A 13091-nucleotide genomic window follows, 5' to 3' on the forward strand; every position below is an offset into this window, starting at 1 on the left:
GGACCCCATCTCACGGATGCCGCGTCAGCCTCCCCATGCGATCACCTCCCGGGCCAGACGTTCGGCCACGCCCGGGAGCCGGGCGGGCACCGGCAGCAGGAACAGCGGCCCCTTCCCCACGACCCTGGTGAGGAGCGCGCGCAGCAGGTACGTCTGTGCTGCGCTCAGGGCCGGCTGGGCCACCGCCTCGTCCTGCGGCGGGTGCAGGGCCCGGCCCAGATCAGCCACCAGGGACAGGACGGGTGCGCCCGCCCTCAGGTCCATGTCCGCGGACAGCTGCCCGACCGACACGAGCACCGCTCGGGCGGCCGCGGTGAGCCGGTGTGCCGGGCCGTCCGCGTCGACCCGGCCCAGCACGCCGTGGCCGAATCGGAGGATCTCCTCCAGCCCGACCCGGTCCACCGTCCCGGGCAGGTCGAGGTCGGCGAGGCGGGCCTCCAGGGGGCTGCCGGCCTGACCGGTTCCCTGTCCGTCGGCCGTGGCCCACAGGCGCACCACGGGTTCGACGTGGAGCGAGCGCCCGGCGCGCAGGCCGGTCTGGTGGGCGAGGAGGACCGCACCCCGCGCGAGCAGCGGGTCGGCTTCGCCCACGTGACGCATGAGCAGGCATGCCGCGAGCGTCTCGGCCAGTCCGAGCTCGGCCTCCTGCCGCAGGCCGAAGGCGTCCTCCCCGTGGGTGGTCACCCACTGCCGCAGGGCGTGGTCGATGCCGCGCCGGTCGAGGGCCAGGCCGTCGTCCGTGCCCGCCGCCCCGCCGGTGGCGCGCGCCGCGTGTGACCACGCCCGCAGGACGGCCGCGTCGACGCTCTCGGCCGGGTCCCGGCCCGTCTCGGGCAGCCCGCCGGCGTCCAGACCCTCCAGCAGCCACTGCCGGTGGCGTTCGGCGAGGCCGGCGATGTGTGCCGCGGCGGCGGCCCGGCTTCCGCACACCAGCGCACCGGGCAGGTCGAGGGTGAGCAGGCGACTGCCGAGGGGGACGACTCGCACGCCTGTGGTGTCCTGCGTGCCGAGGGCCGCCACCTCGACCAGGATCGCCTCACCGTTCGTTCCGGGGACCGGGTTCTTGCCGAGGCGGACGAGCATCCCGTGCGGCTGGGCCAGGGCGAGGCCGCCCCCGGCCGACTCGGGCCCTGGGACATCGAGCGGTTCGGCACGCAGCCTCGCCCCGAGCGTCAGGTCTCGGCGGGCCCGGTACACCCGCCGTACCCCGGCAGCCGAGACAGTGCCGTCGTGTTGGCTGCGCACGTGCAGGGCGCACTTCTCCGCAGGGAACGCGGCGCGGATCTCAGCGGTGGTCAGCGCCTCCGCCCAGGAGAGCAGCCCGACCGGCAGCCAGCGAAGACCCTCGTCGTGCGGGGTGCGCACCAGCAGCCCGGCCGGGTGGTCCTCCGGCCCGACCACGGCGAACGGCACGGCGTCGTACTCGTCCGCGTACGGGCGGGGTTCGGGGACGTCGAGGCGGGCTTCGACACGGAGCCGGCGCCCTGGCGTACCGCTGATCCGCAGCCACACCAGGTGACGGCTCCGGGCGATGAGGGCCGCCGCCTGCGCACGGTGTCCTTCGGGGATCCCCGGGACCACGTCCTGCACCGGCAGGAGGTGGAGCGCCGGCCCCGACCTGAGGACCAGCGCCGGTCCCAGCGCGGCCACCGCCTCCGTGCGCAGCAGTCCGCCGCGGGACAGGGCGCTGGTGGGTTGCAGCCGTCGGGACACCACGAGGGTGCCGTCCTCGTCGGGCTCCTCCACCGTCACGGGCAGAGCCCCGCCGAGGGCACCGACGGCCTCGTCCGGCGCGGGTCCGGTGAGGGCGTCGTGCAGCCAGTCGGCCCCGGGCCAGTAGTGGCCGTCCAGGCGGGCCGGACGCACCCGCCGGCCAGGCAGGCCGTGGAGGTGGAGCCCGCCGTTGAACCAGCCGAGCAGCGCGGTGTCGCCCGCGGTCACGCCGCGGCGGGCGTCATAGCGGGACAGATGGTTCGAACGGTGCAGGACGACGGCCTGTCCGCGCCGGTACTGCCCGGCGTCCGGGCCCGCCGGGTAGGTCATCGTGTAGTCGCCGTGGCCCAGCAGCAACCCGCCCCGATGGGTGTCCACGGTGCGCACCCGCAGCACGGTGCGCCCGGTGCCGCCCCTGGTCTCCGCTCCGGCGGGCAGGAGGGCCGCGCGCGGACCCGGACGCCCGCACCGGCCGGCCCGCAGGACGAACTCCGCTGCGGACGCACTCTCACCGGCATCCTGCGGTCCTTCGACGACGCCCCTGCGCCGCAGGGCGTCACGTACACCTGGCCCCCGCCGTAGCTCCCCCTCGGCGCGGCCCCTCAGGCACCCCCGCCCGGCACCCACCCCTGCCGCCGCAGCACCCCCGCCACATCCGGGGCCTCGTAGTGCTCGCCCTTGAGGACCTTGCCGTCGGGGCGGCGGGTGACCTGGCCGTCGGGGCCCAGCTTGGTCATGTTGGAGCGGTGGATCTCGGCGATCACCGCGTCCAGGTCGATGCCGTGCACGAGGGCGGTGCCGTACGCGACGTAGACCACGTCGGCCAGTTCGTGCGCGAGCCGGTCCAGCGGGCCCTCGACCGCCACCTCGGCGACCTCCGCCGCCTCCTCCGCGAGCAGTTCGGCACGGTGGGCGGCCAGCTCGGGAGAGACCTCGGCCGGTGTGTCGCGGGCGTCCAGCCCGAAGGCGAGGTGGAATGCGCGGACCAGGTGGGCGGGCGAGGAACTCATGCCGCGACTGTAGCCGCCGCCTCCGGCAGTCCCCCTTGCCCGGCTCCCGCGGCCCGGGATACCCGCCCCCGCCCTGGTCAGCGCAGCGCCCGGCTGGCAGGATCACGCGCATGTCCAAGGTGTTGCCCCGTATCGGCAGGCGCCGGGCCCTCCAGGGCGCGGCCGTCGGCGTCGTGGTGCTCGGGCTGCTGCTGTGGTGGCTGCGGCCCTGGCAGGAGGAGCCGCCGGTCGGGTCGATCAGGTTCAGCACGGGCACGCCCTCAGGGGTGTACCAGAAGTACGGCGACCTGCTGCGGGGCGAACTCGCCAAGGACATGCCAGGCCTGAAGGTGCGACTGCAGGACAGCCCGGGCTCGCAGGAGAACGTCAGGCGGGTGGCCACCGGGCAGACCGACTTCACGATCGCCGCGGCCGACGCGGTGGAGACGTACAAGCTCGGCGACGGCACCGGCGCCGAGCAGCTGCGCGGGGTCGCCCGTCTCTACGACGACTACGTACAGCTCGTCGTGCCGCCGGACTCGGACATCCGCTCCGTCGCGGACCTGCGGGGCAAGCGGGTGGCCATCGGGCTGCCCGACTCGGGTGTGCGGCTGATCGCGAACGCGGTGCTCGAGGCGGTCCACATCGACCCCGAGAAGGACATCACGCCCTCGTCGGACGGCATCGACACCGGGCCCAAGCGGCTGGGGCGCGGCCTGGACGCCTTCTTCTGGTCGGGCGGGCTGCCCACGGGCGGGCTGGCGGGCCTCGCCGAGAAGTCCGCCTTCCGGTTCGTGCCGATCCCGCCCTCCCTCGTCGCCAAACTGCACGAGAAGGGCGGTGCCACGCGGTACTACCGGGCGACCAGCATGCCGGAGACCGCCTACCCCACCATCCAGCACGGCCATCCGGTGCCGACGCTGGCCGTGTCCAACCTGCTGGTGACCCGCGCGGACATGGATCCCCGGCTCACCGAGTGGGTGACCCGGACCGTGATCAAGAGCCGCGACCGCATCGGCGACCGGGTCCACTCCGCCCAGCTGGTCGACGTCCGCACGGCCATCTACACCGACCCTCTCGAACTCCACGAGGGCGCCCGGCGCTACTACCGCTCGGTCAAGCCGTAGCGAACCGCCCACGGCGACAGCCGCCCCGCAGCGAGCACCCCACCGAAGCGCCCGCTCCACACCCACAGCCCGCGGTTCACGCCGTAGGCGCCGACCTCGGTACCGTCACCGTCACCTTCAATCCGTGCGGCTCGTGGTGGTCGTACGTGATCGAGCCGCCGCCCGCCGTGAGCAGGGCCCGGCAGATGGACAGGCCGAGGCCGGAGCCCTTGATGTTCTGGTGCCGGCCGCTGCGCCAGAAGCGGTCGCCGACGCGAGCCAGCTCCTCGTCGGTCAGGCCGGGGCCGGTGTCGGTGACGACGACGGTGGCGGTGGAGCCGTTGGGGGCGACGGTGACCTCGACGGTGCCGTCCCGCGGAGTGAACTTCACCGCGTTGTCGATCACCGCGTCCAGCGCGCTGGACACGGCGACCGGGTCGGCCCAGGCGGTGGTGGCCGGGCAGTTCCCCACCAGTCGTACGCCCTTGGCCTCGGCGGTCGGGGACCAGGCCGCGACCCGCTCGGCGGTGAGCGCTCCGATGTCGGTGGTCTTCAGGTCGGCCTGGGTGTGCTCGGCGAGCGCCAGGTCGAGCAGGTCGTCCAGGACCTGGGCGAGGCGCTTGCCCTCGGCCTGCACCGAGGCGATCTCCTTGTTGCCCTCCGGCAGTTCGTACCCGAGCAGTTCGATGCGCAGCAGCAGCGCGGACAGCGGGTTGCGCAGCTGGTGCGAGGCGTCGGCGACGAAGGCGCGCTGCTGCTCCAGCACGTTCTCGACGTTGTCCGCCATCTCGTTGAACGACCGGGCCAGCCTCCTGAGTTCCGGCGGCCCGCTCGCCACCGCGACCCGGGACTTCAGGCGCCCGGTGGCGATGTCGTGGGTGGTGGCGTCCAGGATCCGTACGGGTTTGAGGACCCAGCCGGTCAGCCGCAGCGCGGCGCCGACGGCGAGCAGCATCGCGGCGCTCTCCCCGGCCCCGATCAGCAGCCAGCCCCGCAGGGTGCGGGAACGCATCTGCCCGGTGGGCGAGTCGGTGACGACGACCGCGACGACGTCACCGTCCCGGATCACCGGTGAGGCCACGACCAGGCTGCGGCGCTGCCAGGGCCACACCTGCTCCGGGTCGTGGCTGCGCCGGCTGAGCAGCGCCTCGTCGAAGGCCGCGCGCACCTCGCCGGTCTCGGGGAGGCGCCAGGTGGCCGGGGCGTTGGCCATGGGTTTTCGGGTGCGGTAGAACACGCCGGCCCGGATGCCGTAGACCTTGTTGTAGCTCTCGAGTTCGCTCTGCAGCGTCTCCTTGCGCTCGTCGGTGTCCTCGGCGGAGGACACCGCGGGCGACTCGGTGACGAACTGGGCGAGGGCCGCGAAGCGCGCCGTGTCGTCGATCCGGTCGACGACGACCCTCTGCTGCTGGGCGCCCGCCAGGCTGACGGCGAGCGGGAAGCCGAGCGCGAGCAGGACGGCCGCCAGCAGGACGATGAGCAGCGGGAGCAGACGGGTGCGCACCCTGCCCCGCTACGCAGTGGGGGCGACGAGCCGGTAGCCGACGCCGCGCACGGTCTCGATGAGGGCGGGCATGCGCAGCTTGGCGCGCAGGGAGGCGACGTGCACCTCCAGGGTGCGCCCGGTCCCCTCCCAGCTGGTGCGCCACACCTCGCTGATGATCTGCTCACGGCGGAAGACCACGCCGGGGCGCTGGGCGAGCAGGGCGAGCAGGTCGAACTCCTTGCGGGTGAGCTGGACGACCGAGCCCTCGACGCTGACCTGCCGGGTGGGCAGCTCGATGCGCACGGGGCCGAGGACCAGCGCGGTCTCCCCGCCGCTGTGCGGGTCCTCGGGGACGCTGCGCCGGCTGACGGCGTGGATCCGGGCGAGCAGTTCGCCGGTGTCGTACGGCTTCACCACGTAGTCGTCGGCGCCCAGGTTGAGGCCGTGGATGCGGGAGCGCACGTCGGAGCGGGCCGTGACCATGATCACCGGGACGCTGGTGCGCTTGCGTATCTTTCCGCACACCTCGTAGCCGTCCTGGTCGGGCAGGCCCAGATCGAGCAGGACGACACCGAAGCCGTTGCCCTCGGGGACGAGGGCCTGGAGGGCTTCCTCTCCGCTGCGCGCGTGGGTGACGTCGAAGCCGTGCCGCGCCAGGACCGCCGACAGCGCTGCCGCGACGTGGTTGTCGTCCTCGACGAGCAGCAGCCTCATCCGGGCCCCCTTCGGTTCATCGGCCGTACGATCTGGATGTGTACAAAAACGTGTGCACGCGCGCGCGTGCACCTTGCAGTCACGCTGATGGATGAGGACGGCGTCAAGAGGGTTCCGGTTGCGCGCCGCTTCCGTTACCCGGCCGATATGAGCCCAGATCACAAGTGCTACGACACGTGTCCGATTGCTATCGGATCGTGATGCTCAGATTCCCCTCAAGAGTAATGACGCAGGTCGTAGAGGGTTACTACTGTCCTCCGAAACCGAGGAGGACGGAGCCTTAAGAGCGATGACCGAAGTATCGGTGGCCAAGGAAGATGTGGCCGCGACCGGCGAGCTGGTCGTCCTGAAGAGCGTCAACAAGCACTTCGGCGCGTTGCACGTTCTCCAGGACATCGATCTGACGATCGCCCGCGGTGAAGTCGTCGTCGTCATCGGGCCCTCCGGGTCCGGCAAGTCCACCCTGTGCCGCACCATCAACCGTCTGGAGACGATCGACTCCGGGACGATCACGATCGACGGCAAGCCGCTGCCCGCCGAGGGCAGAGAGCTGGCGCGGCTGCGGGCCGACGTCGGGATGGTCTTCCAGTCGTTCAACCTCTTCGCGCACAAGACCGTGCTCGAGAACGTCATGCTGGGCCAGATCAAGGTCCGCAAGAAGGACAAGCAGCAGGCAGAGGAGCGGGCCCGCGCCCTCCTCGACCGGGTCGGCGTCGCCGCGCAGGCCGACAAGTACCCGGCGCAGCTCTCGGGCGGTCAGCAGCAGCGGGTCGCCATCGCGCGTGCCCTGGCCATGGAGCCGAAGGTCATGCTCTTCGACGAGCCGACCTCGGCGCTCGACCCGGAGATGATCAACGAGGTTCTGGAGGTCATGCAGCAGCTGGCCCGCGACGGCATGACCATGATCGTCGTCACCCACGAGATGGGGTTCGCACGATCGGCCGCAAACCGCGTGGTGTTCATGGCGGACGGCCGCATCGTCGAGGAGGCTGCGCCCGACCAGTTCTTCAGCAACCCGCGCAGCGACCGCGCCAAGGACTTCCTGTCCAAGATCCTGCACCACTGAGGCGCACGTCGCGCCCCGCGACGACCCGCGTCACCCGCACAGACGGCAATCATCGGCGCATTTCATCGACGCATTGCCCCGACGCATCGCAGCGACGCATCGCATCGCATCGACGCATCGGATCGGCACATTGCTTCGACGACGTGCACCAACGGCTTTCTCTTCATCGGCAAAGGATGTTCACCATGAAGCTCCGCAAGGTCACCGCGGCGTCCGCCACCGTTCTCGCCCTCGCCCTGACCGCTACCGCGTGTGGCGGCGACGACGGCGGGGACGGCGGGTCGGGCTCCGGCGGCGGCAAGAAGATCACCGTCGGCATCAAGTTCGACCAGCCCGGCCTCGGCCAGAAGACGCCGCAGGGCTACTCCGGCTTCGACGTCGACGTCGCCACGTACGTCGCCAAGAAGCTCGGTTACGACGCGGATCAGATCGAGTGGAAGGAGTCGAAGAGCGCCGACCGCGAGACCATGCTCCAGCGCGGTGACGTCGATTTCATCGCCGCGACCTACTCGATCACCCCGGAGCGTCAGCAGAAGGTCGACTTCGCCGGCCCCTACCTGCTGGCCCATCAGGACGTGCTGATCCGCGCCGACGACACTTCCATCAAGTCGCCGGCCGACCTCAACAACAAGAAGCTGTGCTCGGTGGCGGGCTCCACCTCGGCGCAGAACGTCAAGGACAAGCTGGCGCCCAAGGCCGACCTGCAGACGTACCCGACGTACTCGGCTTGCCTGAGCGGTCTGCAGAACAAGGCCATCGACGCGCTGACCACGGACGACTCGATCCTCGCCGGTTATGCCGCCCAGTCTCAGTTCAAGGGCAAGTTCAAGCTCGGCGGCTTCAAGATGACCAACGAGAACTACGGCATCGGCGTCAAGAAGGGCAGCGACCTCAAGGACAAGATCAACAAGGCCCTAGGGGACATGGTCGCCGACGGCTCCTGGGAGAAGGCCGTGAAGAAGAACTTCGGCCCGGCCAACTACCAGTACGAGCAGGCGCCGAAGATCGGCGACATCAAGAGCTGACCCGCGCCTGTCGGGTGTGCCGCCTGGAGGGCGGCACACCCGGGGCATCCCTACACGCGGAAGCGCGGAACACCGTGTTCGACTTTCTCGACAAATACGACATTCTGGGAGCCTTCTGGACGACGGTGCAGCTGACTCTGCTCTCCGCCGTCGGCTCTCTGATCTGGGGCACCCTGCTGGCCGCCATGCGGGTGGGACCGGTGCCGCTGATGCGCGGGTTCGGTACCGCCTACGTCAATATCGTGCGGAACATCCCGCTGACGGTGATCATCCTCTTCACCTCGCTCGGGCTTTATCAGACCCTGGGCGTCAACCTCGGCGCGGACAGGACCGAGACGATCAACTTCCGCCTCGCCGTCCTCGGCCTGATCGTCTACACCTCCGCCTTCGTGTGTGAAGCGCTGCGCTCCGGCATCAACACGGTCCCCGTCGGGCAGGCCGAGGCGGCCAGGGCCATCGGCCTCAACTTCACCCAGGTACTTACTCTCGTCGTGCTGCCGCAGGCCTTCCGGTCGGTGGTCGGTCCGCTGACGAACGTGTTGATCGCGTTGACGAAGAACACCACGGTGGCCGCGGCCATCGGTGTCGCGGAAGCGGCATTCCTGATGAAGGAAATGATCGAGAACGAGGCGCAACTGCTGCTGATTTCCGCGATCATCGCGTTCGGTTTCGTGTGCCTGACGTTGCCGACCGGTCTGATCCTCGGCTGGGTGGGCAAGAAGGTGGCGGTGAAGCGATGAGCTCGGTCCTCTATGACGCGCAGGGTCCCCGCGCCAAGCGGCGCAACGTCCTGTTGACCGTGGTCTTCTTGGTCGCGTTCGTGGCGCTGTGCTGGTGGGTGATCGGCACCCTCAAGGACAAGGGTCAGCTCGAGTGGGCGCTGTGGGAGCCGTTCTTCACGGGCACCGAGGCCTGGTCCACGTACATCTGGCCGGGGTTGCAGAACACCCTGAAGGCAGCGGCACTTGCCATGATCATCGCACTGCCGCTCGGTGCCGTGTTCGGTATCGCCCGGCTGTCGGACCATGTATGGGTCAGGGTGCCGGCCACGGTCGTGGTCGAGTTCTTCCGGGCCATCCCCGTGCTGGTTCTGATGATCTTCGCAAACGCCGTGTACGCCGAGTACAGCAACGTCCCCTCGGACGACCGTCCGCTGTACGCGGTCGTCACCGGCCTGGTCTTGTACAACGCATCGGTGCTCGCGGAGATCGTCCGGGCGGGCATCCTGGCACTGCCCAGGGGACAGGCCGAGGCGGCCATGGCGATCGGTCTGCGCAAGAACCAGACCATGCGACTGATCCTGCTGCCGCAGGCCGTCACGGCGATGCTGCCGGCCATCGTCAGCCAGCTCGTGGTGATCGTGAAGGACACAGCCCTCGGCGGCGCCGTGCTCACCTTCCCCGAGCTGCTGTCTTCGGCCAACACGATGAGCGGCTACTACGGTGCGAACGTCATCGCCAGCTTCACGGTCGTGGCCCTGATCTTCATCGCCCTCAACTTCGCCCTCACCACCTTCGCAAGCTGGCTGGAGCGCAGGCTGCGCCGCAGCAAGCGCAGCACAGGCGCAGTCCTGGGCACGGAGGACGTCGAGGACCTCAACGCGGCTGAAGCCACCGGTACGCACCGGGCTGGTGCCGACCGTCTCACCTGACGGCGATGTGAGCGAACACGGTGCGAGGGGCAGTGGCGCGACCGCCACTGCCCCTGCGTCGTCTGCACCGTGTCCGTTTCTCCTTCATCGTCTTTCTCATCCAAGCCGAGTACAGCAACACCTTCGCTGGAGTCACTGACACAGCGACGCAGGTACCGACGTCGCTTGACGCAAGCACCCGCAATAGGTTGCATACGTTGTGTGATCGTGCACCCTGCTCCACCTTCCTGTTCAGCCGCGTTCCTCACCACGTCACCACGAGCAGGGGGCGCCGCGCCGTGGACCCGGTGATCATCGTCGGAGCGGGGCCTGTCGGGCTCACGCTCGCCCTGGCGCTGGCGCGTCAGGAGGTGCCGTGCGTCCTTCTGGACGAGGGGCCGGGCAAGGACGAACCCCGTCCGGCGCGCACGGTCGTGCTGCACGAGGAGACCGCCGCCCTCATGGAGCGCCTCACCGGCGTGCCGCTGGACCGGGCCGGTTCCCGTTGGGCCGGATGGCGGTCGATGCGGCGCAAGCAGGTGATGCGCGAGGTCGTCTTCGACGACGAGCCGGGGCCGCTGCACATCGCCCAGCACGTGCTGACCGGCGCGCTGCGCGCCGCCCTCGCGGACCAGCCGCTTATCGAGGTGGCCGCCGACAGCCGGCTGGACGCCATAGAGCAGGAGGACTCGGGCGTCACCGCCCACACCCGTGGCCCGCGGGGCACGTGGTGGCGGGGCAGTTACCTGGTCGGCTGCGACGGCCCCCGCTCGACCGTCCGCAAGCTCCAGGACATCCGCTTCCCGGGGCGGACGGCAGTGGAACGTCACGCCGTGGCCGCGCTGCGCGTGGAACTCCCGTGGGTGGACGAGGCGTTGCTCCATCGGATGCCGCCGTGGCGGATGTCCGGCCCCTCCGCCGGGGAGATCACCGCCCGCCCCCTGCCCGACGGTGTGTGGCGCCTGGACTGGCTGCTGCCGCCGGGCAAGGACCTGGTCACGCCCGAGCTGCTGCTGGCCCGGATCCGGGAGACCCTGGCCGGCTGGTCGGGCGGCGCGACACCGTCGTACGAGCTCCTGGACACCGGAGTCCACACCGTGCACCACCGGCTGGCCCGGCGCTGGCGGGTCGGGCGGGTGTTCCTCGCCGGCGACGCGGCGCACCTGCTCGGCGCGCTGGGCACGCACGGGCTCGACGAGGGGCTGCGGGACGCCGACAACCTCGCCTGGAAACTGGCGCTGGCCTGGCACGACGGCCCGCACGAGGCGCTGCTCGACAGCTACCAGACGGAGCGGCGCGCGGTCGTCGCCGCCCGGCTGCGCGCCGCCGACCAGGTGCTTCCGCTGCTGCGCGGTGGCGGAAGTCTGCGGGCCTACGTGCCCGGCGCGGCCCGCAACCACGACGCCCTGCTCGCCGACGGCCACCTGGGGCAGGGGCCGCTCGGCGCGCCGGGGGCGTACGCCGACTCGCCGCTGGCACCCGGGCCGCTCGAGGGCGAGGTGCCCGTGGACACGCCGCGCGGAGCGCAGATCGCCGACGTACGGGTCACCGCGGAGGACGGCTCCTTCGTCCAGCTGCGGGACCGGCTGGGGCGTGGCGCGCTGCTCGTGGTGCTGATCGCGCCGGGCACGGGCGTGTGGGAGCGACGGCACTGGGCGTCCGCCGGGATCATGCCCCGGCTCGCGGCGGCGGTGAGCGCGCTGCCGCACCACGCCGAGCTGCTGGTCGCCGAGAGCTATCCGGGGGCCGCCGCGCACACCGTGCTGCTGGTGCGCCCCGACGGGCATCTGGTCACCGCGCTGAGCGGGGTGCGCCCGGCCGAGCTGTACACGGCGGCGGAGGCGGCGCTGGGCGGCCCGGCGCATGCGGAGGCGGGGCCCGGGGCGCAGGCGCAGGCGCAGGCGCAGGCCGGCGCGGGTGCCGCCACCGGCTCGCCGTGACCGCCCGTACCTGGGCTTACCCTGCCTGTCCTGCTCACTGTCACTGTGCGTCCGCATAGTGACAGTGAGTTGACCGGTTCACACCGGCATGGTGTACTCCGGATCGTGACCGACACCTGTGTGCGCCTGTGGCGGAGGGTCCATATGGACCTCGTCCGCTATGCGGGCTGCGTGTGTCGCCCGTCCTGCTGATCTCGCGGCCTTTCCGCTCCGCATTCCGCGGTTCCCATACAGCGGTTCCCCCGGCTCTTCCCGCGTGCGCCGCGTCCGCGCTGCCGCACGCTCTTCCGCGCGAACACCCTTCAGGACGGTGCCCTGTGTCTGTGTCCCCTTCTGTGTTCCCTACTGGATCCTCTACTGGATCCCCTTCGGTCTCCTCCTCGTCGCCTTCCGCGTCCGCGTCGTCGGCGCCCGCCGTGTCCTCCGCTGGTCCCGCTGCCTCCGGGGCCCCCACCCAGGCCGAGCTCCTGGAGTTCGCACGGCGTGCGGCCGCCGATGCCGAGCTGATCGCCTCGTTGCCGCTCGACCCGGAGGGCCGCACCTGGGTGCGGCTCGAGGGACCGCGCGGGAGCGAGGCGTGGCTGATCGGCTGGCCGCCCGGTACGGGGACCGGCTGGCACGACCACGCCGACTCCGTCGGCGCCTTCGTGACAGCGGCGGGTGAGCTCCGGGAGAACTCGCTCGCCGCGCGGCTGCCCACCGACGGCTGGAAGACACTGGAGCTCACCGACGGCGTGGACCGTGAACGCCTGCTGCCGGCAGGGCAGGGCCGCGCCTTCGGCCGCCAACACGTCCACGAGGTGCTCAACGAGTCACCCGACCGGCACGCGATCTCCGTGCACGCCTACTATCCGCCCCTGCCGCGGATCCGCCGCTACAGCCGCAGCGGACAGATCCTGCGACTGGAGCAGGTCGAGCGCCCGGAGGACTGGCAGTGAGCGAACAGCCGGTCGGTATCGACGCGTTGCTGGAGCGGGTACGCGCGGGCTACCGGCGCATCGAGGCACGGGAGGCGTACGAAGCGGCCCGGGCCGGCGAGGCGCTGCTGGTGGACATCCGGTACGCGGCGCTGCGGGAACGGGACGGGCTGATCCCCGGTGCTCTCGTCGTGGAGCGCAACGAGCTGGAGTGGCGGCTCGATCCGCAGGGCAGCCACCGCCTCCCCGAGGCCACCAGCCACGCCCTGCGCGTCGTCGTGATCTGCAACGAGGGCTATGCCTCGAGCCTGGCGGCGGAGTCCCTGCACCGCCTCGGGCTGCGCCGGGCCACCGACCTGGTCGGAGGGTTCCAGGCGTGGCGGGCGGCCGGGTTGCCGACGTCCCCGGCGCGGTGACCGCCGTCCCCGGCGCGGTGACCGCGCAGGCGGAGTGACCGTACGGGGCCTGACGGACTGTCTTCCCGCCGCCGGTGGCCTGCCCGGCG

Annotated in this window: 13 protein-coding genes; 9 read left to right on the top strand and 4 right to left on the bottom strand. The window is 71.2% G+C overall.

The window, feature by feature from the left end:
- Positions 1 to 24 precede the first annotated feature (24 nt).
- Positions 25 to 2100: a hypothetical protein gene (locus tag AB0K80_RS23900; protein ID WP_365672821.1), complete on the bottom strand. Its 2076-nt coding sequence runs from the start codon at positions 2098 to 2100 to the stop codon at positions 25 to 27.
- Positions 2101 to 2315: 215 nt separating this feature from the next.
- A complete protein-coding gene (locus tag AB0K80_RS23905; protein WP_365672823.1) occupies positions 2316 to 2723 on the bottom strand; it encodes a MazG nucleotide pyrophosphohydrolase domain-containing protein in 408 nt (135 codons plus the stop codon).
- 110 nt (positions 2724 to 2833) lie between these two features.
- On the opposite strand from AB0K80_RS23905, the gene AB0K80_RS23910 reads away from it, so the two are divergent.
- Positions 2834 to 3829 carry a TAXI family TRAP transporter solute-binding subunit gene (locus AB0K80_RS23910; RefSeq protein ID WP_365672825.1) on the top strand — a complete coding sequence of 332 codons (996 nt, stop codon included), beginning with the start codon at positions 2834 to 2836 and terminating at the stop codon, positions 3827 to 3829.
- A gap of 76 nt (positions 3830 to 3905) precedes the next feature.
- On the opposite strand, the gene AB0K80_RS23915 is transcribed toward AB0K80_RS23910, so the two are convergent.
- Complete coding sequence (locus AB0K80_RS23915) at positions 3906 to 5312, bottom strand: HAMP domain-containing sensor histidine kinase (protein WP_365672827.1); 1407 nt, start codon at positions 5310 to 5312, stop codon at positions 3906 to 3908.
- A gap of 9 nt (positions 5313 to 5321) precedes the next feature.
- The gene (locus tag AB0K80_RS23920) at positions 5322 to 6008 is read right to left on the bottom strand and encodes a response regulator transcription factor (protein ID WP_365672829.1); all 687 of its coding nucleotides are present in this window, start codon (positions 6006 to 6008) and stop codon (positions 5322 to 5324) included.
- Between the two features lie 289 nt (positions 6009 to 6297).
- Here AB0K80_RS23920 and AB0K80_RS23925 point away from each other — a divergent pair, with 289 nt between their 5' ends.
- The 8 genes from AB0K80_RS23925 (at position 6298) to AB0K80_RS23960 (ending at position 13002) form a co-directional block, all read left to right on the top strand.
- Entirely contained in the window at positions 6298 to 7074 is a 777-nt protein-coding gene (locus AB0K80_RS23925) for an amino acid ABC transporter ATP-binding protein (RefSeq protein WP_365672831.1), read from the top strand.
- A gap of 185 nt (positions 7075 to 7259) precedes the next feature.
- Positions 7260 to 8099, top strand: coding sequence for a glutamate ABC transporter substrate-binding protein (locus AB0K80_RS23930; protein WP_365672834.1), 840 nt, complete (start codon positions 7260 to 7262; stop codon positions 8097 to 8099).
- A gap of 74 nt (positions 8100 to 8173) precedes the next feature.
- The gene (locus tag AB0K80_RS23935) at positions 8174 to 8839 is read left to right on the top strand and encodes an amino acid ABC transporter permease (protein WP_365672835.1); all 666 of its coding nucleotides are present in this window, start codon (positions 8174 to 8176) and stop codon (positions 8837 to 8839) included.
- Positions 8836 to 9750 (top strand): amino acid ABC transporter permease, encoded by a 915-nt coding sequence (locus AB0K80_RS23940; protein ID WP_365672838.1) that lies wholly within the window; start codon positions 8836 to 8838, stop codon positions 9748 to 9750. Before AB0K80_RS23935 ends, AB0K80_RS23940 begins: the two co-directional genes overlap by 4 nt.
- A 278-nt stretch (positions 9751 to 10028) precedes the next feature.
- Positions 10029 to 11669: an FAD-dependent monooxygenase gene (locus AB0K80_RS23945; RefSeq protein ID WP_365672892.1), complete on the top strand. Its 1641-nt coding sequence runs from the start codon at positions 10029 to 10031 to the stop codon at positions 11667 to 11669.
- A 120-nt stretch (positions 11670 to 11789) separates the two neighbouring features.
- Positions 11790 to 11861, top strand: a complete 72-nt coding sequence (locus AB0K80_RS23950) for a putative leader peptide (protein WP_309544753.1) — start codon at positions 11790 to 11792, stop codon at positions 11859 to 11861.
- Positions 11862 to 12004: 143 nt separating this feature from the next.
- Positions 12005 to 12607 (top strand): cysteine dioxygenase, encoded by a 603-nt coding sequence (locus AB0K80_RS23955; protein WP_365672894.1) that lies wholly within the window; start codon positions 12005 to 12007, stop codon positions 12605 to 12607.
- Positions 12598 to 13002 (top strand): rhodanese-like domain-containing protein, encoded by a 405-nt coding sequence (locus tag AB0K80_RS23960; protein WP_365672896.1) that lies wholly within the window; start codon positions 12598 to 12600, stop codon positions 13000 to 13002. The genes AB0K80_RS23955 and AB0K80_RS23960 overlap by 10 nt, the downstream gene beginning before the upstream one ends.
- Positions 13003 to 13091 lie beyond the last annotated feature (89 nt).

Source organism: Streptomyces sp. NPDC052682 (assembly GCF_040678435.1).
GTDB lineage: Bacteria > Actinomycetota > Actinomycetes > Streptomycetales > Streptomycetaceae > Streptomyces.

What these genes read in the sequence shown, in the direction of transcription:
- AB0K80_RS23905 (WP_365672823.1), bottom strand. Translation starts at nt 2,723, where the DNA reads ATGAGTTCCTCGCCCGCCCACCTGGTCCGCGCATTCCACCTCGCCTTC.
- AB0K80_RS23910 (WP_365672825.1), top strand. Translation starts at nt 2,834, where the DNA reads ATGTCCAAGGTGTTGCCCCGTATCGGCAGGCGCCGGGCCCTCCAGGGC.
- AB0K80_RS23920 (WP_365672829.1), bottom strand. Translation starts at nt 6,008, where the DNA reads ATGAGGCTGCTGCTCGTCGAGGACGACAACCACGTCGCGGCAGCGCTG.
- AB0K80_RS23925 (WP_365672831.1), top strand. Translation starts at nt 6,298, where the DNA reads ATGACCGAAGTATCGGTGGCCAAGGAAGATGTGGCCGCGACCGGCGAG.
- AB0K80_RS23930 (WP_365672834.1), top strand. Translation starts at nt 7,260, where the DNA reads ATGAAGCTCCGCAAGGTCACCGCGGCGTCCGCCACCGTTCTCGCCCTC.
- AB0K80_RS23940 (WP_365672838.1), top strand. Translation starts at nt 8,836, where the DNA reads ATGAGCTCGGTCCTCTATGACGCGCAGGGTCCCCGCGCCAAGCGGCGC.